The 20,057-nt window shown below is 55.2% G+C and carries 19 protein-coding genes; 5 read left to right on the forward strand and 14 right to left on the reverse strand.

Annotated elements, in window-relative coordinates; all coding sequences use genetic code 11:
- Positions 1–4 precede the first annotated feature (4 nt).
- The 4 genes from R1T41_RS11185 to R1T41_RS11200 form a co-directional block, all read right to left on the reverse strand.
- Positions 5–787, reverse strand: a complete 783-nt coding sequence (locus tag R1T41_RS11185) for an Asp/Glu racemase (RefSeq protein WP_317337075.1) — start codon at positions 785–787, stop codon at positions 5–7.
- Positions 788–883: 96 nt separating this feature from the next.
- Entirely contained in the window at positions 884–2,167 is a 1,284-nt protein-coding gene (locus R1T41_RS11190) for a TRAP transporter large permease (RefSeq protein ID WP_062949525.1), read from the reverse strand.
- Positions 2,168–2,179: 12 nt separating this feature from the next.
- Positions 2,180–2,764: a TRAP transporter small permease gene (locus tag R1T41_RS11195; RefSeq protein WP_231858165.1), complete on the reverse strand. Its 585-nt coding sequence runs from the start codon at positions 2,762–2,764 to the stop codon at positions 2,180–2,182.
- Between the two features lie 154 nt (positions 2,765–2,918).
- Positions 2,919–4,316, reverse strand: a complete 1,398-nt coding sequence (locus R1T41_RS11200; protein ID WP_317337080.1) for a PLP-dependent aminotransferase family protein — start codon at positions 4,314–4,316, stop codon at positions 2,919–2,921.
- Positions 4,317–4,554: 238 nt separating this feature from the next.
- On the opposite strand from R1T41_RS11200, the gene dctP reads away from it, so the two are divergent.
- The gene (gene dctP / locus R1T41_RS11205; RefSeq protein WP_062949514.1) at positions 4,555–5,574 is read left to right on the forward strand and encodes a TRAP transporter substrate-binding protein DctP; all 1,020 of its coding nucleotides are present in this window, start codon (positions 4,555–4,557) and stop codon (positions 5,572–5,574) included.
- 99 nt (positions 5,575–5,673) lie between these two features.
- On the opposite strand, the gene R1T41_RS11210 is transcribed toward dctP, so the two are convergent.
- A complete protein-coding gene (locus tag R1T41_RS11210; protein WP_062949512.1) occupies positions 5,674–6,054 on the reverse strand; it encodes a hypothetical protein in 381 nt (126 codons plus the stop codon).
- Between the two features lie 252 nt (positions 6,055–6,306).
- On the opposite strand from R1T41_RS11210, the gene R1T41_RS11215 reads away from it, so the two are divergent.
- The gene (locus tag R1T41_RS11215) at positions 6,307–6,918 is read left to right on the forward strand and encodes a TetR/AcrR family transcriptional regulator (RefSeq protein ID WP_317337083.1); all 612 of its coding nucleotides are present in this window, start codon (positions 6,307–6,309) and stop codon (positions 6,916–6,918) included.
- A gap of 89 nt (positions 6,919–7,007) precedes the next feature.
- Here R1T41_RS11215 and R1T41_RS11220 read toward each other — a convergent pair whose 3' ends face one another.
- Entirely contained in the window at positions 7,008–7,373 is a 366-nt protein-coding gene (locus R1T41_RS11220) for a winged helix-turn-helix transcriptional regulator (RefSeq protein WP_297014338.1), read from the reverse strand.
- A gap of 124 nt (positions 7,374–7,497) precedes the next feature.
- Here R1T41_RS11220 and R1T41_RS11225 point away from each other — a divergent pair, with 124 nt between their 5' ends.
- Positions 7,498–8,082 (forward strand): glutathione binding-like protein, encoded by a 585-nt coding sequence (locus R1T41_RS11225; RefSeq protein WP_097051183.1) that lies wholly within the window; start codon positions 7,498–7,500, stop codon positions 8,080–8,082.
- 243 nt (positions 8,083–8,325) lie between these two features.
- On the opposite strand, the gene R1T41_RS11230 is transcribed toward R1T41_RS11225, so the two are convergent.
- From R1T41_RS11230 to R1T41_RS11260, 7 genes are all read right to left on the reverse strand, one after another.
- Positions 8,326–9,726: an aspartate aminotransferase family protein gene (locus R1T41_RS11230; RefSeq protein ID WP_317337089.1), complete on the reverse strand. Its 1,401-nt coding sequence runs from the start codon at positions 9,724–9,726 to the stop codon at positions 8,326–8,328.
- Between the two features lie 39 nt (positions 9,727–9,765).
- Entirely contained in the window at positions 9,766–11,253 is a 1,488-nt protein-coding gene (locus R1T41_RS11235) for an NAD-dependent succinate-semialdehyde dehydrogenase (protein ID WP_317337091.1), read from the reverse strand.
- A gap of 176 nt (positions 11,254–11,429) precedes the next feature.
- Positions 11,430–11,678 carry a hypothetical protein gene (locus R1T41_RS11240; protein ID WP_317337093.1) on the reverse strand — a complete coding sequence of 83 codons (249 nt, stop codon included), beginning with the start codon at positions 11,676–11,678 and terminating at the stop codon, positions 11,430–11,432.
- A gap of 26 nt (positions 11,679–11,704) precedes the next feature.
- Positions 11,705–14,884, reverse strand: a complete 3,180-nt coding sequence (locus tag R1T41_RS11245) for an ABC transporter transmembrane domain-containing protein (RefSeq protein ID WP_062958652.1) — start codon at positions 14,882–14,884, stop codon at positions 11,705–11,707.
- Between the two features lie 87 nt (positions 14,885–14,971).
- Positions 14,972–15,751, reverse strand: coding sequence for an MBL fold metallo-hydrolase (locus R1T41_RS11250; RefSeq protein ID WP_114111765.1), 780 nt, complete (start codon positions 15,749–15,751; stop codon positions 14,972–14,974).
- A gap of 133 nt (positions 15,752–15,884) precedes the next feature.
- Positions 15,885–16,700, reverse strand: coding sequence for an ion transporter (locus tag R1T41_RS11255; protein WP_317337096.1), 816 nt, complete (start codon positions 16,698–16,700; stop codon positions 15,885–15,887).
- Between the two features lie 130 nt (positions 16,701–16,830).
- Positions 16,831–17,787, reverse strand: coding sequence for an acetyl-CoA carboxylase carboxyltransferase subunit alpha (locus tag R1T41_RS11260; protein ID WP_062949494.1), 957 nt, complete (start codon positions 17,785–17,787; stop codon positions 16,831–16,833).
- Positions 17,788–17,945: 158 nt separating this feature from the next.
- Between R1T41_RS11260 and R1T41_RS11265 the strand changes: the two genes are divergently transcribed.
- Positions 17,946–18,449 carry a GNAT family N-acetyltransferase gene (locus R1T41_RS11265; protein WP_317337099.1) on the forward strand — a complete coding sequence of 168 codons (504 nt, stop codon included), beginning with the start codon at positions 17,946–17,948 and terminating at the stop codon, positions 18,447–18,449.
- A gap of 12 nt (positions 18,450–18,461) precedes the next feature.
- Here R1T41_RS11265 and R1T41_RS11270 read toward each other — a convergent pair whose 3' ends face one another.
- Positions 18,462–18,827, reverse strand: a complete 366-nt coding sequence (locus R1T41_RS11270; protein ID WP_114111768.1) for a winged helix-turn-helix transcriptional regulator — start codon at positions 18,825–18,827, stop codon at positions 18,462–18,464.
- Positions 18,828–18,973: 146 nt separating this feature from the next.
- Between R1T41_RS11270 and R1T41_RS11275 the strand changes: the two genes are divergently transcribed.
- Positions 18,974–19,996 (forward strand): zinc-binding alcohol dehydrogenase family protein, encoded by a 1,023-nt coding sequence (locus tag R1T41_RS11275; protein ID WP_317337101.1) that lies wholly within the window; start codon positions 18,974–18,976, stop codon positions 19,994–19,996.
- The last annotated feature ends 61 nt before the right edge of the window (positions 19,997–20,057 follow it).

Here is a 20,057-nt window from a genome sequence, read left to right on the forward strand (position 1 = left end):
CTCGTTACGATTTGTGTGGGGCGTGGTCAAACAGGGTTCCGAACCCCGCGACCGGTTTGTCGTATTTCATCAGATGCAGCGCATGCCAGATCATTGCCTGATTGCTGGTGATCACGGGCTTGCCCAGAAGCTTTTCCGCACGTTCGGCAATCTCGGCGGACCGAATTGCGGTGCATGAAATGAACACGGCATCGGCATCCGGGCTATTGACCTGCAGGGCCGCAGCCAAAAGGGCGTCGGGCGGGATTGCGGTCATATCAATATCGTTTTCAAGCCCGAACCCCATCAGCCGGGTCACATCGAAACCGCGCACGATCAGTTGTTCGGCAACGGATCGGGTGACATCCAGAACATAGGGGGCGACCACGGCGATTTTTTGCGCACCGATTGTTCGCAATGCGACATCTGTTGCCAGCAACGGATTGGTCACGGCTGTGCCCGGCATTCCCTTGTTGATCAGGGCTTCGATCCGGTCCGATCCATTGACCGCCGTGCCCGACGTGCAGCCAAAAATGGCAACATCCACCCCATAGCCCGGCAACAGTGTGCGTGCGGCACGTGGCAGATCGTCAGCCATGCTGCGCAGGGTGTCGACCGTGATGGGATTGGCATTTTCAATGCGGGTGGTGAACAGGCCAACATCATCGGGAATGATGCGACGCAGGTCATCCTCGCTATTGAAATCGGTGGCGAGCGTAATCAGCCCTATCCGCCCGGCCGGGGCAACCGGATCGGGCAAATAGGACAGGTCTACCGGCTCTGGCGTGACCGCGGGGGCAACGGACATCGTCCTGAACTCCTTGATGGGGCGGGGCAATGAATGCCCGCACCCCGGTTTGATATTGTGGTTGTTCTTTCCGGGACGATCCCGGTTACCTGCCGATTAACGGAAAGCCATGGTCGGCAGGAACAATGCGATCTGCGGAACAAAGACCAGAATCACGGCGGCCAGCAGAAGCATGAAGATAAAGGGCGGCGTTCCGCGGATGACCTCGTAATAAGGTCGCCTGAAGATCGCGATGGCGGTGAAAATATCGCAGCCAAATGGTGGCGTTGCCGACCCGATGGCGACCTGCAGGGTCACCAATGTACCGACCAGCACCGGATCAAGCCCGGCATCACGTACCAGCGGCATGAAGATCGGTGTCAGCACCAGAATGACAACAATCGGATCAACGAACATGCAGCCAATGAAGAAGGCGATGCAGATGGCGGCAAGGATCAGATAGCTGTTCGCACCTTCAAGACCCAATGCACCGATCACGTGTTGCGGAATCTGGGCAAAGGAAATCACGAAGGAGAAAGTTGTACCCGCACCGACAAGGATGAAGACCACAGCGGTGATCAGGCCGGTCGATCGGGCGATTTCCAGCATTTCCGACCATTTCACCGACTTGAAGATCAGAACCTCAAGAATGATGGCATAGACCACGGAAACGGCGGCGACTTCGGTCGGGCTGACCCAGCCGAGATAGATGCCGCCAACAATTAGAACCGGGAACATGATGGCCGGGCCGGCATTGATAACGGCCTTGCCGCGTTCCGCCCAGCTCATGCGCGGGATGGTCGGGATGTTGTTCTTTTTTGCGTAATAGACGCAATAGGCCGAAAACATCAGAAGGATCAGAATGCCCGGACCGATCCCGGCCAGGAACAGTTCGCCGATCGATACCTTGCCAACCACGCCAAACACGATCATGCCGATGGAGGGCGGGATCAGAAACGCGATGTCACTGGCATTGATGATCAGGGCCATGGCAAAGCTGTCTTTGTAGCCTGCCTTAAGCATTTTCGGGCGCAAAGGTCCGCCCATCGCAACCACGGTTGCCTGTGTCGAACCCGATACCGCGCCAAAAAGCGTACAGCCAAGGGCGGTTGTTACGGCAAGGCCGCCGCGCACATGACCGACAAAGGTCATGGCAAGGTCGATAAGCCGGTTGGCCGTATGTCCCTTTGTCACGATATCGGCGGCAAAGATGAACATCGGCACGGCAATCAGTGCCACCGGTGAAATCCCGGTCACCATTTGCTGGATCAGAATTTTGGGATCAATCGGCATGTAGAAGGTAAAGGCGACAACGCTGGCCATGGTCAGCGGCACCATCATCGGGAAACCCAGCACCAGAAGGACGAGCATCACGATGAGAATTGTGGTTCCAAGATCCATTTTTCCGTCCCCCTACAGATGATGGTCGTCAGCTTCGGAGAACGTATCCTCAACCCGGTACGACAGATGCGTTCCGGGTCTGACGATATTCGTTACCGCGGCAAGTACGAACTGGATCCCCGTGACGGTCAGGCCAAAGGGTACGATGAGGACGGTCAGATAGTATGGGATGCGAAGGGCAGGCGTCAGGCGGTTGGACTGGATCAGGGATGAAACATAGCCGATAGAATACCATGCCAGAAGAAACAGAAGGGCCGCCGTGCCCAGCGTGATGATGATCATCATGATCTTGCTGGCCTGCGGACCCAGCATATCGGTAAAGGCCGACATGCGGATATGGCGCCCCATGCGGGCGGCCTCGCTGATGCCGACGAATGTGACAAGAATGATCAGAAATTGATTGAGCTCTTCGGAAAAGAAGATGCTCGAACTGAAACCCAGACGCATGATCACATTGGCGACCGTATTGACGGCCATGATCACGATGCTCCACCCCAGCAACTGACGTTCGACGACAGATAATCCATCATCGAGCCGTTTCAGCACCGACAGCACCCCGCCTTTCGGCGCGGGAGCCTCCCCGTTAGAATCCGACATACGACCTCCATGATGCGCGTGCGAGACATTCTTGCTGAACGTTGTGTGTGGTTGTTGGTTCCCTCCCACACGTTTTCCTGCTCGCTTCACGCCAGACTGCCAGAATAAAAACGGTTTGTGACGGTTCAATCAGATTTTTGTCATGAGACAAAAATCAATACATAACGTCGAAGGCATGGACACCCGGCATCTGTTCCATCGTGTGACGGATCTGCATCAGACCGTGATGCAGGGACGGGGTATCAACCGCCCCACCAACACAAATCCGGATGGCATTCGGGCGGGGGACCTTGACGGTCATGAAGGGATCGGAAATCGTCACGGCAACCCCGTTTTTCCGCAGTTCCGAGGCAAACCATTCTTCCTGCCAGTGATGCGGAATACGCACCCAGGCGCTTAGCGAGGTGGGGTGGTGGCGAACCACGGCATCGCCCAGTATTTCCGCAACAAGGGTCTGTCTTTCGCGCATCAGGGCGCGTTGGACCGTTACGGCCTGATCGACGGTGCCATCGGCAATCCAGCGTGCGCCGATCTCGGCCATTAATGGTGTGCCCATCCAGCCGGTGACTCGCAGAACGCTGCTGGCGCGGATCGAAAGATGCTGTGGCACGATGAGAAAACCGGTGCGAAGCCCCGGCATGACAATCTTGGTCAGGCTGGAAACATGGAAGCCCAGACGCGGCAGGAAGCTTGTGATCGGCGGCAGGTTTTGTTCGAGAAGCGGGCGGTATACATCGTCTTCGATGACGTAAACGCCGTAATGTTCGGCGATCTCGGCGATTTGTTTGCGCCGTTCAAGTCCCATCAGGCAGTTGGTCGGGTTGGTATAGATCGGGGTAACGACAAGGGCGCGGATATGGCGCGCGCGGCATTCGCGTTCGAACGCTTCAGGCAGAATGCCCTCGTCATCGGTGGGCAACGCGCCCAGCTTGAACCGCAGGATGCTCGCCGTGCCGATAACCCCATGATCGGTCAGGCTTTCGGTCAGGACGACATCATCGGGCTGAACCACCGTTGCGAGGGCGGTAAACACCCCCTGGGCGGCACCATTGGTGATCAGGATATTGGGAAGTTCGGCCGAAATACCCATGGATTCCAGCCATTTACTGCCGATTTCGCGATGATATTCAAAACCGGCAACCGGGCGGCAGCTTTCCATCCAGTTGTGGTGGGTTTCTTCGGCCAGTCTGCTGTGTATCTGGCGCGACAGATCATTGTGGAAATCGGTATAGGCCGTGCGCACGATCGACAGGTCGATCAGGTCGGGCTGGCGGTTATCCAGAATAAAGGTCGATGCGCGATCTGTCAGGCGTGCCTGAACGAATGTGCCCCTTCTTCGTTCCGATCTGAGATAACCCTGTCGTTCTACTTCCTTGTAGGCCGCGCTGACGGTTTGCACGCTGACATGCAGCCGATAGGCCAGTTCACGATGGGTCGGCATCCGGACATCGTGCCGAAGGCGCCCGGCCTCTATATCCGTGATGATTGCTTCGACAAGGGCCTTGTATTTCGGTCCCGTATCGCCGCTCAGGTCAATATTTGGCAGCCACATCCTGTCGATTCCTACCCTTGTCTACCCTTGTGCTTCCTTGGGGGTTTTCCCGACCCTAACATGACCTGTGGGTTAATGTGTAGACGTCAATGTTATTTTGTCATGATACAAAACTAACATTGACCTGATGCAGGAACATTTCAACACTTTGCGCGTTCATGACATTGATGTGCCAACTAATCGCCGCCGGTCCAGGGTTCAATCCCGGTCGTCGCGGCATAATAAGGGAGACTTCGATATGAGTTTGAACAAGCTCTTCAAGGCGACCCTGTCTGCCGCCGCAATCTTTGCGGTTGCCGGGACAGCCGCCCATGCCGAAGAATGGAAATTTGCGCACGAGGAAAGCCCGGGCGATGTGCAGGATCTGTATGCACAGGAATTCAAACGCCTGGTTGAGGAAAAAACCGATGGTGAGGTCGAAGTCACGATCTACACCTATGGCCAGTTGGGTACCGAAAACGACATTACCGAGCTGACTGCGGCGGGGGCTGTCCAGTTCTCGAACGCGTCGCCGGGCCACCTTGGCACCTTTGTTCCGGAAATCCAGGTTTTCGGTGTTCCCTATCTGCTGTCGCAGGATAACGAGGTGAACAAGGAAGTCCTGTCGAGCAGCCCGACGATCTATGATGGTCTGGCGAAGGATTTCGAGTCCAAGGGGCTTAAGCTTTACACCATGTATCCGGAAGGCGAGATGGTCTGGACCACCAAGAAAAAGGTGACCCAGCCGTCCGAATTTGACGGGGTTAAATTCCGTGTCATGACATCGCCGATCCTGATCGAAAGCTATGAATCTTTCGGTGCCGATCCGGTGGCATTGCCGTGGGGTGAAGTTTATTCCGGCCTTCAGACCAGCGTGATCGATGCACAGGTCAACCCGATCTTCTTCATCGAAAGTGCCAAATTCTATGAAGTGACCGACTATCTGATCTATGCCGGTCAGCAGCAATACACCACCACCGTGGTGTCGAACGCGGCCTTCTATGAAGGTCTGTCGGACGAGCGCAAAGAGATGCTCAAGGAAGTCAAATCCGAACTGGACGACTTCATCTATGAAGCCCAGGAAAAGGCAAATGCCGAGGCACTTGATCGCATCAAGGAAGCCAAGCCGGGCATCGAAGTCATCAAGCTGAACGAAGAACAGCGCGCTGCCTTCAAAGAGGCATCGGCCGGTATCGGCGACAGCCTTGTCAGCGAAGTTGGTGGTGACACCGAAGAAGTGCTGAATGCGCTCCGCAAGGAATTTGGCACCGAGATGTAATCGTCTCTGACGCCATTCCCCTTCGCGGGATGATATCTGAAACCCCTGCAATGTTGGCCGCAGGGGTTTCTTTTTGTCTGCTTTTGGCGGGGGTGCCGGTTACAGGCCGCTGTTGATCCGAAGCGGACGCTGGAATGTGATGGCGGCAAATAGCGCACCCGCCGCCAGTGTGAGAAGCGATCCGATGATGGCGATGGCTTCGGTGCCGCCCTGATGGGCGATGGCAATACCGATGCCCATAATGACCGATCCGACGATTGCGCAGCCAACCTGAATGCTTGCGACCCTAGAGCGTGTCAGTCCGATCAGCCGGTAATAGGTGCCATACAGCGCCAGACCGACCCAGCCCAGAAGATTGAGATGGGCATGCGCCGCAAGATTGCTGTGATCGCCGCTTCCGGCCATCTGCATGCCCCAAACCATACCTGCAAGCCCCAGACAGGCGGAAACTGTCCAGCAAATGCGTGGCAAATTATTCATCGCGGTTTCCCCGACATATGTTAAGAATGATCCCTCAAAACGAAACTGTACGGTACAGTTTCAATTTTGACAAATGAAAAATGTGGTCTGATCGTGTCCAGGGATTTACAAAGCGGATAGCTGTGAAACGAAACCGTACAGTTCTGTTTGGCGGTTCGACGAGCTTGGGGAATTTCCGATCCGGAATGAGCCCGACCGTTTGATGCCTCTTTTTATGTCTGTGACGAAACCAGCAACAAGGAACCCGGCTATATGTCTGCCGAAAGCCTGACCCCAAAACAGCAGGAACGCCGCACCCGGATCCTTGAGGCAGCTGCAACCGAACTGCTTGATATGCGTGATGACAGCACGGCGGTGGATCGGATAGCCACGCGTGCCGGAACGTCAAAGGCGACCATCTATCGGTATTTCGGGGACAAGATCGGGCTGGAACGCGCCATGGTCGCGTGGCTGTGTGAACGTGCCCGCGATCCTCTGGAAGGGGTCACCGTCTGGCCATACAATCCGCGCGCGACCCTGATCGCCATAGCCACGGCCTTTGCGGATGGCATTTTACGTGCCCCGGTGATGGATCTGCATCGCTATGTTGTTGCGCGCACCCCGACCCACCCGGAACTGGGTGAAATCTTCTGGAATGCCGGGCCGGAGGCAACCTATGAAAAAGCGGCCAGGCTGATGACGCAAACCCATTTGCCGTCAAACCTGCGCGCGATTGCCCCGCGACAGTTTGCCGAACTGTTCATCAACATGCTGACCGGCAGCATCCAGCTTGGCTATTTCTGCAAAGGCCCGGTTGTGCTTGAACAGGATGACATGGCCAAACGGATCGAGGACGCGGTAAACGCGGTTGGCTTTCCGCCGTGATTTAAAGCGGGCCAGACAGACTTGCGGGCCGCTGTGTATAAAAAGCTGTGTATAAAAAACAGAGGCTGGCATGGGACTATGTCTCATATTCAGCGTCGTTTATCGTAGGCGAGCCGGCTTTCCTCGATTAGTTTCCGGTTGGTTTTCGCCCACTCCGCGAGTTGTCGCACGGTTTCTGACAAGGACAGTCCAAGCGCCGTTAGCTTGTATTCCACCTGCGGCGGCGTACTGTGGTGAACTGTCCGTTCGACCATCCCATCACGTTCCAAGGCCTTAAGCGTTCTCGTCAGCATCTGCTGCGAGATACCTCGAACCTGCCGTTTAATGGCGTTGAAACGCAGCGAACCCAGCCGAAGTGCAACGACCACTTGAATCGTCCACTTGTCGCCAACACGGTTGAGGACTTCACTTACGCCTCTGCAATCAGCTTCCGCGTGGGACACAGTCACATCCATCTGACCAACTCCCAAAGATATGCTTTTGACGGGTATTTTTAAGCCTCATAAATAGATGTGGTCAATAAAGTAGACTTAAAATTTCGATAGAAATTCGTGAGGTCTACGCAACACGGAGACCACCATGATCCTCTTTTACTATCCGGGCGCTTGCAGCTTGGCTAATCACATCGCCCTCATCGAGACCGGACTTCCCTACGAACTGGTCAGTATCAATCATGAGAAGAAGACCGCCGACGGCCGTGACTTCCTCGCGATAAATCCAAAGGGTTATATTCCGGCTCTTGAACTGGAAGACGGTACTGTCCTTACGGAGAATCCAGTTATTCTGAACTATATTGCCGAGAAGAGTGGCAAGCTTCTTTCAAAAAAGGAGGGCATTCGATGGCAGGTGCTCGAGGTTCTCGCCTTCATGGCATCCGAAATACATGGGAGTTATCAGCCGTTTTTCAGAAACTTCTCGGAACCAGAGAAAGAGCGCGCACGCGAAAAGCTGAAAAAGGCTTTTTCCATTCTATCCGACCAGATAGGAGGCAAGATGTTTTTGGTGGGCGACGAGATCACGATCGCCGACTGCTATCTGTTTTGGGTGCTTATGGTCGCGCCCAGAAGTGGCGTCGAGTTGCCGACACCACTGCGGAACTATTTTGATCACATGAAGATACGACCTGCCGTAGCTCAAGCGCTTTCCGAGGAACACTTGGATTGACTGACCTTTTCATTGAACCTGTTGGATATTTACTTTGATAAAGTCAGTGGATGTTGGCGTCTCGTGGCGAAATGGTTTCCAGTCCCCTGTTGAGTAATCTCTGGGCGTAATTATGGTCGGGCGGGGCTTTGGAGAATAGCGCCGCCTAATATAGACACAGGGGCCGGTCATGGGCCCGGCCCCTGTGTGCACCGCGTCGGGAAGAAGGTATGACGCGGTGGAGATCAGAATAGCGCGCGAGATTTAATTGCCAGCGGCAACTTCGTCGGCAACGGCATCGACGGCCTGTTTGGCGATGTCGATGACCTTGTCGATTTCGGACTTGGTGATGCAAAGCGGCGGGGCAAAGCCCAGGATATCACCATGCGGCATCGCACGTGCGATCATGCCGCGTTCAAGGCAGGCGGCCGAAACGCGCGGGCCGATTTTCGCATTCGGATCGAACCGTTCCTTTTTGGTTTTATCAGCGACAAATTCCAGTGCCGCCATCAGACCAACACCGCGCGCTTCGCCAACCAGCGGATGCTCGTTAAAGGTTTCGCGCAAGCGTTTCTGGAAATAGCCACCGGTATCAGCCGCATTGCCGGTCAGGTTTTCACCATCGACAATATCAAGGTTGGCATTGGCGGCAGCGGCACAGACCGGATGCGCGGAATAGGTCCAGCCATGACCAATCGGCCCCATTTTATCGGACCCCTGTTCCAGAACTTTCCAGACGCGTTCGCCGATGATCACACCCGACAGCGGCAGGTAGCCCGAGGACACACCTTTGGCAATCGTGATCAGGTCGGGTTTGATGTCGTAATGGTGCGAACCGAAATAGGACCCGGTGCGGCCGAATGCGGTGACGACCTCGTCGGCAACCAGAAGCACATCATATTTGTTCAGAACCTTCTGGATCGCGGCCCAGTATCCTTCGGGCGGGGTGATGATGCCGCCCGTACCCATGACCGGTTCGCCGATAAAGGCAGCAACAGTTTCCGGGCCTTCGCGCAGGATCAGTTTTTCGAGATCATCGGCACAGCGTTTGGCAAATTCGGCCTCAGTCTCGCCCGCGTCGGCATTCCAGTAATGGTGCGGGCAGGTGGTGTGCAGGATCGGCGCGCGTGGCAGATCGAACGCGTTGTGGAAGGCGGCAAGGCCGGTCAGGCTGCCGGTCATGATGCCGGAACCGTGATAGCCACGCCAGCGCGAGATGATTTTCTTTTTCTGCGGCAGGCCGCGGATATTGTTGTAGTACCAGATCAGCTTGATGTTGGTTTCGTTCGCATCCGAACCCGACATGCCGTAATAGACGCGCTGCATGCCTTCTGGTGCCGATTTGACGATACGATCCGACAGGCGGATGACCGGCTCGTTCCCGTGTCCGACATAGGTGTGGTAATAGGCCAGTTCCTTGGCCTGCGCATAGATCGCATCAGCGATTTCGGTACGGCCATAGCCAACATTCACACAGTAAAGACCGGCAAAGGCATCAAGCGATTCCTTGCCTTCGGTGTCATGAATGTAAATTCCCTTGCCGCCATTGATGATGCGGTTTGGGGTTTCACCCGCCGCGTGCTGGCGCATATGGGTCGAGGGATGCATGAAATGGGCGCGATCCATTTCCTGCAGATCGGCGGTGGTGTTTTTGATGACATTCATTGTGCTTCTCCCATGTGAATGCGGTGGCCGCTGCGCGCGTTACGGTTTGAACGCGGCGCAGACATATTTAAGCTCGGTGAATTCTTCGAGGCCGTGGCGCGACCCTTCGCGGCCAAGGCCGGACTGCTTGACCCCGCCAAACGGGACCGGGGCGCCGGTAATCTTCACGCAATTCAGCGCGACCATGCCGTATTCAAGTGCGTTCGAAACACGCGCTGCGCGATCATGGTCGCTGGTATAGACGTAAGCTGCAAGGCCATATTCGCTGTCATTGGCGCGGCTGATCACTTCTTCTTCGGTATCGAACGGGATCACCGGTGCAACCGGACCAAAAGTTTCCTGATGATAGATGTTCATATCCTCGGTCACATCGGCCAGAAGGGTTGGGGCATAGAAAAGCCCGCCCATTTTCTTGCCACCTGTCAGAACACGGGCACCCTTGGCGCGGGCATCTGCAACATGCTCATCACATTTGGCAACCGCACGATCATGCATCAGCGGACCGATTTCGGTGGTTTCATCCAGTCCGTTGCCAACGCGGAGTTCACCAATCGCCTTGGCATATTGATCAAGAAAAGCGTCATAGATTTCGCGATGGACAAAGATGCGGTTCGCTGCAAGGCAATCCTGCCCGCTGGTGGCGAATTTGGCACCGACGGCATGTTTGACGGCTTCGTCCAGATCGACATCGGGGAACAGGATAAAGGGTGCATGCCCGCCCAGTTCCATCGACATCTTTTTGACCGTCTGTGCGCCTTGCGATAGCAGCAACCGGCCCACTTCGGTCGAACCGGTAAAGGACAGGGCGCGAACAACCGGATTGCCGCAAAGCTCGCCGACCACCGGATTGGGATCACCGGTCACGACGTTAAACACACCGGCCGGAATACCGGCCCGTTCGGCCAGTTCCGCAAGGGCGGTGGCCGAAAACGGCGTTTCGGTGGCCGGACGAACGATCATGGTGCAACCCGCAGCCAGTGCCGCGGCGGCCTTGCGCGTGATCATCGCACAGGGGAAGTTCCATGGTGTTACCGCAGCGGTGACGCCAACCGGTTCGCGTTTGACGGTCATATTACGACCGGGGAGATGAGACGAAATGTTTTCGACATTCACCCGTTTGGCTTCTTCGGCGAAGAATTCGATGAAGCTTGCGGCGTAATCAATCTCGCCACGCGATTCTGAAATCGGTTTGCCCTGTTCAAGCGTCATTAGAAGAGCCAGGTCTTCCTTGTTTTCGATCAGAAGGTCAAACCAGCGGCGCAGACGTGCGGAACGATCCTGCGGCAGAAGAGCCGCCCATGCCGGAAAGGCCGCATGGGCCGCGGCAATCGCGTTACGGGTTTCGGCAATGCCCATATTGGGCACGGTTCCAAGAAACGCACCGTCAAACGGATTGGTGACTTCGATAACCTGGCGATTGTCGGCCGAGCACCAGCGCCCGTCGATATAAGCATGTTCGCGCAGAAGCCGAAGATCGGACAGCTGGCTTAACGACACGCAGCGCTGTTCTTTGAGTTGTGCCGTCATGAAAACCTCCTTGAAACAAGGCTGCGCATAAGGCGTCAGCCTGTTTGTTGAACTGCCAGCAGGCTATCAACAAGCTGGCAGAGGAGGTTTCCGAACTCGATGCGATTTGATGCGCTTTTTTTGGCAAGCCGCGGTCGAAAGCAGATGTTTTTTCTGCTGGCCAACCGTGAGGATATTCAATCTTCGGCGTTATCTTTGAGAAAAGCCCGCATTTCGCGGCGTTCGCGCCTTTTCTGGATGACGGTGCGGACGATGATCACGGCGAAGAACAGGACAACGATGCTGGTTGACATCGGAAAGGCGACCGGGATGCCGATGATGAAGACAATTGCCCCCAGAAGGCCGCCACCGATCATTGCCGCCATTCCGCCAAGCAAAGCGATGGCGAAAACGGCGGCGATAATGATGGAGGCAATCTTGTTCATGACGGATCAGACAGGGCGAAAATCAATCAGTTATTCCGGCTGGTAAGCTGTTTGGTGGTGACATCAACGCGGTGTGCCAGAACACGGATCAACTGGACGGCAACCGCCTGGTCCTGTCGGACAAGGCCAAGGAACTCGTTTTTATCGAGCTTCAGGACGGTCATTTCCTCGACCGCGCGAATGGTTGCGGAGCGGGGGGCATCGACCAGAAGGGCGATTTCACCAATGACTTCCTTGGGTTCGACATCGCGAAGCTTGATGGTCTGGGCTTCCTCGGTCGTCAGCCAGATTTCGCCCCGACCGGAAATCACGATATAGGCCGCATCCCCCGGATCACCCTGTTTGACCAATACCTCGCCACGTTTGAAGGTCAGGCGCGGGCTGGTAAAGGCCAGCAGCTTGATCACGCTCGGGTCAAGACCGGCAAACAGCGGAATGGTCCGAAGCAACCGGACTTCTTCCTCGATGCTGCCATCGCTTGTATCGGGTGCGGCTTCGGCGGCTTCTTCCTCGGCCTCTTCGGCGGTGGCGTCGTCGATTGCATGGCTTTGGCGTTTGACGATCTTGCCGTTCGCCATGTGCAGATAAGTCCCGAAACGCTGACTGTCGGTGTCATCGCCATCGACCCAGATCACGCTGCGATGTTCGGCCTGCCCGGTCAGCCAGGCGATGACCTGTTCGCGTGTTTCACGGTCAAGTGCCGAAAGGGCTTCGTCCACGACCATCAGGTCGGGATTTTTGATCAGGGCACGGACCAGCGCAATTTTCTGGCGCAGGCTTTGCGAAACGCGGCTGCCACCGACACCGACCTGGCTTTCAAGGCCGAGGGCGACAAGCGCCTCGTAAAGGCCGCCTTCATGGGCGATTTCAAACAGTACTTCGCCGACGCGTTCTTCGGAATTTGCACGGCCATAGGCAAAACGACCGAACAGAAGGTTATCGATGACCGGGGCGGCAGCGGCATATTCATCGACCTTGAAGAAATCGATCATTTCAGCGAGATCGTCGGGCAGATTGCCGTAGAATTTCGGTCGTGCTTTCAAAACCAGTTGGCGGAATTCGTCATCGATCACGCGCAAACGATGACGTGCCGGGGTCAGGTTCATGGCGACGTCAAGGAGCTTCAGCTTATCCTCGGCGCGCATATCCTTGATCGCGACCCCGTCGGTCCGTTTCAGCATGTTTTTGACCTCGGGCAGTTCGTCGGCCGAGATAAAGCTGTAACGGTCAAAGAATTCATGTCCGGGCGGCAGGCCGGTAAACAGTTCGATCATCAGATCAAGCGTATCGCGACCGATGCTGATCATGACTTCGTAAAGCCCGGTTTCGCGCAGGGTTTCCTGCATATAGGGATGTGACAGGAATGCCGTGCGTTCGAAATCGGATCGGGCCGGGGCACCAAAAAGAATGTTTACGCCGACCGGCGCGTTGTCGTTGTAAAGGTCAATGTCATAGGGCTCGACCAGATCAGACAGGCCGCGTTCCGCAAGAATTTCCTTCAGTTTCGGGCGTGCAACCAGAACGGCCTCGACCAGATCGGGGCGTTCCTTCGGATCAATGCGGCGTTGCAGACCGATGCGGTAAATGTCGCGATCAAGCTGAACGACTTCGAGCAGGCGCATCAGTTCGGCCTTCAATTCATCAATCGAATTGAAGCCGGGCCCGACATAGTCGATCCATTCCGCTGCCGGGTCATAGGGGATATTTCCCGAACGCTTGATTTCGTCGTACATCTCGTCGGTCAGACGCCATGGCAGATCGGCCGGGTCGGCAAGTTCGACATTATCGACGAATTTCGGCAATGGCAGTTTCAGGTTTTCCGAGCCGTCATCGCCGTCATCTGATCGAGAGGCAAGGATCGGGCGATGTTTCAGCCCGTAAAACAGGTTGTCGGCGATGGTGCCATTAAACAGATAGGCATCATTGCCGATATAGGCCAGGCGTTGCCCCAGTGTCGATGCCGGAAGGTCTTCGGCATTGCGGTCATTAAACTGTATGCGGCCACCGGTCGGTGTCAGCAAGCGGGCGATCAGGCGGGCGAGTTGTGACTTTCCGCTATCGGCCGAGCCGGTTAGAAGGGCCGTCCCCGGCAGCGCCATGTTGAAGGACACATTTTCGACAACCCGGGTGCCGTCATCATCAACCCATGACAGGGCCGCGACATCCAGTGGTCCGGGCAGGTGTTCGGATTTCGGCGCGATCAGTTCGTGTTCACGGCCAAGATCGGGCAGTTCAAACTGTTCATGAAGCTGTTCGTATTTGATCCGGGCATCGGCAAGGCGCTGATAATAGGCCAGAAGCTCTTTCCAGGGGGCGGACATATCCTTGTAGGCGGCAAGGGCTGCGACCAGCGCACCGAAGCTGAGATCCCCCATGATCACCAGATAGCCACCGATGGAATAGAAGAAGAACGGCGTGATCTGGGCGATGAAGTTGTTCAGGAACTTGATAAAGAATTTGCGGAAATAGATTTCCTTGCGGATTTCAAAAATCCGGCCCATCCGCTGTGTGAAATGGGTAAGTTCGTATCCTTGGGTTTCGTGGGCGCGGATATCGGTCGCACCGGCGACGACTTCGCCGATATGTTCGGACATCCGGCGCACATTCTGCACGCGCTGTTTGCCAAGCTGGTTTACGCGGCGTTGCAGTTTCGGGATCAGGTAGCCCTGCAACGGATAAAACGAAATCGCGGCCAGACCCATCAACGGGTCCTGGATAAAGATAAAGGCCGTGATCGTGACCAGAATACCGCCCTGATACAGCGGCAGCGAAAATGCTTCGCCGAAGAAACCGCCAAGCGGTTCTGCTTCGGCGGTGATCATTGAAACGATTTCGCCCTGACTGGTTTTCCGGAAATGCGGCAACGGAAAACGCAGAACCCGTTCAAACAGGGTATAGCGCAACCGGCGCAAAAGCCGTTCGGACATCACGCCGACATAGACGTTGATGAAATACTTGAACCCGCCATTTATGAAAACCAGCGCAAGGAAAATACCAGACAGGGTGAACAGGTATTCGATCTGGTTCAGTTCGATCCCGAGAACGTCATAAGGTTCGCCTGCGCCACCGATCGCCTCGTTGACGATCAGTTTCGGCAAATCCAGCGAGTAATACAGAAAAGGAAAGGAGATCATCGTGACCAGTGTCAGGATGATCTGCTGCATACTGCTGTGGCGCCAGATATAGGCAAAAACCGACTTCGGCATTCACGGGTCCCATATTTTTGTCGGAACGCGCGTTATCGCATGTTCCTATTGCTCGTTTGGCGCAAAATGTACCCGGCCTGTAAGGCGTTAGCCAAGCTCGAAACTTTGACCGGGCTCGATAAATCCGCAGAAGCCGTCAGAAACCGCATCGGGCCTTGGATAGGCCTGATAGTGATAGAGCCACATTTTGGCTTTGATATCGGCGGGCAGGGTCACAAGTTGTTCGTAATGTGCATGAACGCCGGAATGGCGGGGGCCAAGTTCGCAATCCTGAAAGATGATATCTGCTTTTTGGTACAACGGCATATGGGCATCTGGATTGAAAATCGCATCTGTCGTCAGGAAAAAGCTTTGTTTTTTTCCATGTCCGAAAAGCGCATAGGACAGCATGGTGTTTTGCGCGGTAACGACATGTTCAACCGGGATCACATCGAAATGCACACCCTGCCAGTCAAATCCCGTGGCGGGGCTGAGTTCCTTGATGTCGAAATAGGATGACAGGCTGCTATTGCCCGTATCACTGATTTGCAGGCCGCCGCGCAGGCTGTGTTCCCAAAGCGGTTCGATCAGATCGTGAACCGCAAGCAGTTTGACCCGGTGGCCTTCGAAAATGAAATAATTGGCAAGCGCCATCCATTCGAGACCGCCAATATGGTCCGAATGCAGGTGGCTGATATAGACAGCATCAAAGTCATTGGGCATATGACCCAGATTGCGCAACGAGTGCCGCGCATCTGAACCGCAGTCAATCAACATGCGCGCCGGTTGGTCACTGCCGGGCTGAACTGCTTCCAGAACCATGTTGCTCTGGAAATTGTCAGCCGCCATGCAGAACGCCGAACCTGTCCCCGCAAAAGTAAGCTTCATTCCCCGATCTCCCGACATTTTGCCGAAAGATTAGACGAGGTTTGGGGCAAAGAACCACCCCCTTTGATAGAGAAATGCTAATTTTCCCGATAAAAGCCGCGGGATGACCCGTCGTTCAGCAAGATATTATGCGCTATTCGCCGGGTTGGCGAACCGTGTCGACGTCTTTTTTGCCATCGGCAAGCCGGGTGACTTCGGCGCGCAATTCCCGCAGTTCTGCAAGGATTTCATGGTGATCAAGACCAAGTTCGCTGCGAGTCTGCGTTTCTTCGACGTCAACATGGGTCGCCATCGCATCGACGACAATGGCGATGAACAGGTTGAGGACGGCAAAAGTCGTAACCAGGATGAAAGGCACAAAAAACATCCACGCCAGTGGATAGATTTCCATAACCGGGCGGACGATTCCCATTGACCAGCTTTCCAGCGTCATGATCTGGAACAGGGAATAAAGCGATGCGCCGATTGTGCCAAACCAGTCGGGGAAACCCGATCCGAACAGCTTGGTTGCCATGACGGACGAAACGTAAAATACCAGCGACAGCAGGGTCAGAACCGAAACCATGCCGGGGATGGCTTTCATCAGGGCTTCGACGACCTTGCGCATCGACGATACGGTCGAGATCAGGCGGAAGGCACGCAGGATGCGAAGCGCACGCAGGACCGATACACCCTGTCCCATCGGCAGCAGGGTGATGGCAACAATCGTGAAATCAAAGATGTTCCATGAACGCCTGAAAAAGCCCAGTCGATATACGACAAGTTTCATCAGAAGTTCGACAACGAAAATCGCAACCGCGATCTGATCAAGCAGATGCAGGATCGATCCGGCGGCATTCATAACAGTCGGGGATGTTTCAAGTCCGAGAATGACGGCATTGATCGCAATCACGGCCGTGATGAAATTCTGGAACTTTGAAGATTCGACAATCCGGCGCAGCTTTTCCATTAGGCCCTCCCGGCGGGTGCCGGTTCAAAAGGCGCAGCGACCGGGGTTTTCACCGACGGGCGGGACAGCGCCGGAAAGAAAACACAAACAGGGCGCAGGTCAGACGTGCTGATGACTGCGCCCTGCGAAATCAGTTCAGGCCGTGACGGCCCATATCGAGGAATTTGTCACGACGACGTGCCTTCAGCACACCGCCTTCGACATTGTCCATCGATTCAAGTGCCTTGATGATGGCATCGCCAACGCGTTTGCAGGCATCAACGGGTGAACGCTGTGCGCCGCCAAGCGGTTCAGTGATGATTTCATCAATGACGCCAAGCTGGTGCAGATCCTGTGCCGTCAGGCGCAGTGCATCAGCAGCGGTTTTGGCTTCGTCACCCGAACGCCACAGGATCGAGGCGCAGCCTTCCGGCGAAATGACGGAATAGATCGAATTTTCAAGCATCATGACGGTGTTGGCAACGGCAAGTGCAATCGCACCACCAGAACCACCTTCGCCGATGATGATCGAAATCAGCGGAACCTTGATATCAAGGCAGGCTTCGATTGAACGTGCGATGGCTTCGGACTGGCCACGTGCCTCGGCGTCGGCACCCGGGAAGGCACCGGCGGTATCCACCAGCGTCACAACCGGAATGCCGAAACGTTCGGCCATCCGCATCAGGCGGATCGACTTGCGATAGCCTTCGGGCTTGGCCATGCCGAAATTGTGTTTCACACGCGATTCAGTATCGCGGCCTTTTTCGTGGCCGATCACCATGACAGTGCGACCCTGCAGGCGCGCAAGACCACCAATGATGGCCTCGTCTTCGCCAAACAGGCGGTCGCCGGCAAGCGGGGTGAAACCCTCGAACAGGTGGGCGACATAGTCGGTGAAATGCGGCCGGTCGGGATGACGAGCGACCTGCGTTTTCTGCCACGGGGTCAGCTTGCCATAGGTGCTTTGCAGCAGCTTGGTCAGCTTGTCCTGCAGGCGCGCAACCTCGTCGGCGATGTTGACTTCATCATTGCCGGTCAGGTGGCGCAATTCTTCGATCTTGCCTTCGAGTTCGGCGATCGGCTTTTCAAAATCCAGAAAGTTATGCATCAGGGCATCATATCCGGCTGGGAAACAATGAGGCGGAACATAGTAGATCAACCCGTCACGTCAAGGGTTGAGGTCCGATACGCATATAAATTCCATCGATACAGGGGTTATATCGTATATTTCATCCTGCACAGTGATAGTTTTGCATATGGAAATCCATGACATCCAGTATCGAGATCACATCGCCCCGCGATCCCGCCCTTGTTCCGTTCGACCGGCTTGTTGAAATCCTGCTGGCCGCCTTTGCCTTTCAGGACGATATCGTCGATCCGCCAAGTTCGGCGAAATCGGTCAATATTGCCGAACTTCAATGGCGGTTTGCCCGTGATACGCTGTTTCTGGCGCATGATTCCGCAGGCCGTGTTATCGGTCAGGTCTGGGTCGAGGATGTCGGTAAGGACGCCTATCTTTATAAATTGTCGGTCGATCCGTCCATTCAGGGCGGTGGCATCGGCAAGGCACTGGTCGAGGCCGCCTGCGCCCATGCCGAAAGTGCGGGCAAGGAAAACATGCGACTTCATGTTCGGGTCGAACTGACCGGCAATATTGCCTTTTTCAAATCGCGCGGTTTTGAAATCGCCGGTGAAGGCGTTCATGATGGATATGATCGCACGACATTCTGGAAAATGGCGCGGCCCTTACGGCTGGCAAAAACGGCCTGATCACACCGGTAATCAGGCGACGTCGGTTTCCGGTTTGATTGCATAATAAGGCACGTGGCTTTCGCCCCAATCCTTTAGCGCAAGGATGATCTGGCGAAGCGTTTCGCCCTTTGCGGTCATGCTGTATTCCACGCGTGGCGGGACTTCGGCATAGACTTCGCGATGGATCAGGCCGTCGGCCTCCAGCTCGCGCAGTTGGCGGGTCAGCATGCGTTGTGTGACACCGGGCATCAGACGGTGCAATTCATTGAACCGCTTGGTGCCGTCGAGCAGGTGAAACAGGACGACACCCTTCCACTTGCCACCAATCACATCAAGCGTGCCTTCGACCGGGCAGCCGGGGCTGCGATTCGGTGGGCAATTGAATGTCGTTGCCATTCATTTATTCCTTAAAATCCGCAGAAAACGCCAATAGTATACAAATTGTCACTATTGGCATGAATTGTGCGTACTTACGTTTATCGATATTATGCGTTAGGTCTTGGGCATTCGCAAATCAAACCTTTTCACAAAGGATGCCGACAATGAAAGCTATCGGACTTTATAAAGCCGCCCCTGTCGAGACAGACGGGTTGTTTAGTGAAATTGATATGGAAGTTCCAAAGGCAGAAGGCCGGGATATTCTGGTTCGGGTCAAAGGTGTTGCCGTCAACCCGGTTGATTTCAAGGTACGCCGTGGCAAGGTGGATGACGGCAATTTCAAAATCCTTGGCTGGGACGCGGCCGGTGTCGTTGAGGCCGTTGGCGCGGATGTCACCCTGTTTCGCCCGGGCGACGAGGTCTGGTATGCCGGGGATGTTACCCGGTCGGGCAGCAATACCCAGTTTCAGCTTGTCGATGAACGCATCGTTGCATCAAAACCCAAGTCGCTTGGTTTTGCTGATGCGGCGGCATTGCCATTGACTGCGATTACGGCATGGGAAGCCCTGTTTGACCGTATGATGATTGATCGCAATGCCAAGGATGCCAATGCGGGCAAGACACTTCTGGTGATTGGCGGTGCAGGCGGGGTTGGCTCGATCGCGATTCAGCTTGGCAAACTGGCTGGTTTGACCGTTATCGCGACCGCATCGCGCCCGGAAACCATCGACTGGGTCAAAGATCTTGGTGCGGATCAGGTGATCAATCATCGCAATCCGTTGAATGACGAGCTGAAGGCAATTGGCTTTACCCATGTCGATTACATTCTGTGCACGTCGGAAACCGATCAGTATTTCGATGTCATGGCCGAAATCATCACCCCGCAAGGCCGGATCGCGACGATTACCGAAGCCAAGGAAAACCATAATGTCGATCTGCTGAAGGCAAAATCGGCCAGCTTTTCCTACGAATTCATGTTTACCCGTTCGATGTTCCAGACCCCGGACATGATCGAGCAGCACAAGCTGCTGTCGATCGTTGCTGATCTGATTGATGCCGGAACCGTTAAAAATACTGCCAATGAAAGCTTTGGGGCCTTAACACCCGAAAGCCTGCGCAAGGCGCATGCGTTGCTGGAATCCGGCAAGGCGATTGGCAAGATCACGTTTGACGGTTTGGGCGCATAACGGCCACGGTCCTGTTGATCAAACAAACGAAGGCCGCCCTGCTTGAATGCGGGGTGGCCTT

Source organism: Thalassospira lucentensis, assembly GCF_032921865.1.
GTDB lineage: Bacteria > Pseudomonadota > Alphaproteobacteria > Rhodospirillales > Thalassospiraceae > Thalassospira > Thalassospira lucentensis_A.

Bases quoted from the DNA above. Each gene is read 5' to 3' on its own strand.
- R1T41_RS11215 (WP_317337083.1), top strand. From the start codon at position 6,307: ATGTCTGCCGAAAGCCTGACCCCAAAACAGCAGGAACGCCGCACCCGG.
- R1T41_RS11190 (WP_062949525.1), bottom strand. From the start codon at position 2,167: ATGGATCTTGGAACCACAATTCTCATCGTGATGCTCGTCCTTCTGGTG.
- R1T41_RS11210 (WP_062949512.1), bottom strand. From the start codon at position 6,054: ATGAATAATTTGCCACGCATTTGCTGGACAGTTTCCGCCTGTCTGGGG.
- R1T41_RS11225 (WP_097051183.1), top strand. From the start codon at position 7,498: ATGATCCTCTTTTACTATCCGGGCGCTTGCAGCTTGGCTAATCACATC.
- R1T41_RS11255 (WP_317337096.1), bottom strand. From the start codon at position 16,700: ATGGAAAAGCTGCGCCGGATTGTCGAATCTTCAAAGTTCCAGAATTTC.
- R1T41_RS11185 (WP_317337075.1), bottom strand. From the start codon at position 787: ATGTCCGTTGCCCCCGCGGTCACGCCAGAGCCGGTAGACCTGTCCTAT.
- R1T41_RS11275 (WP_317337101.1), top strand. From the start codon at position 18,974: ATGAAAGCTATCGGACTTTATAAAGCCGCCCCTGTCGAGACAGACGGG.
- dctP (WP_062949514.1), top strand. From the start codon at position 4,555: ATGAGTTTGAACAAGCTCTTCAAGGCGACCCTGTCTGCCGCCGCAATC.
- R1T41_RS11260 (WP_062949494.1), bottom strand. From the start codon at position 17,787: ATGCATAACTTTCTGGATTTTGAAAAGCCGATCGCCGAACTCGAAGGC.
- R1T41_RS11245 (WP_062958652.1), bottom strand. From the start codon at position 14,884: ATGCCGAAGTCGGTTTTTGCCTATATCTGGCGCCACAGCAGTATGCAG.
- R1T41_RS11235 (WP_317337091.1), bottom strand. From the start codon at position 11,253: ATGACGGCACAACTCAAAGAACAGCGCTGCGTGTCGTTAAGCCAGCTG.
- R1T41_RS11220 (WP_297014338.1), bottom strand. From the start codon at position 7,373: ATGGATGTGACTGTGTCCCACGCGGAAGCTGATTGCAGAGGCGTAAGT.
- R1T41_RS11265 (WP_317337099.1), top strand. From the start codon at position 17,946: ATGACATCCAGTATCGAGATCACATCGCCCCGCGATCCCGCCCTTGTT.
- R1T41_RS11200 (WP_317337080.1), bottom strand. From the start codon at position 4,316: ATGTGGCTGCCAAATATTGACCTGAGCGGCGATACGGGACCGAAATAC.
- R1T41_RS11195 (WP_231858165.1), bottom strand. From the start codon at position 2,764: ATGTCGGATTCTAACGGGGAGGCTCCCGCGCCGAAAGGCGGGGTGCTG.
- R1T41_RS11270 (WP_114111768.1), bottom strand. From the start codon at position 18,827: ATGGCAACGACATTCAATTGCCCACCGAATCGCAGCCCCGGCTGCCCG.
- R1T41_RS11240 (WP_317337093.1), bottom strand. From the start codon at position 11,678: ATGAACAAGATTGCCTCCATCATTATCGCCGCCGTTTTCGCCATCGCT.
- R1T41_RS11250 (WP_114111765.1), bottom strand. From the start codon at position 15,751: ATGAAGCTTACTTTTGCGGGGACAGGTTCGGCGTTCTGCATGGCGGCT.
- R1T41_RS11230 (WP_317337089.1), bottom strand. From the start codon at position 9,726: ATGAATGTCATCAAAAACACCACCGCCGATCTGCAGGAAATGGATCGC.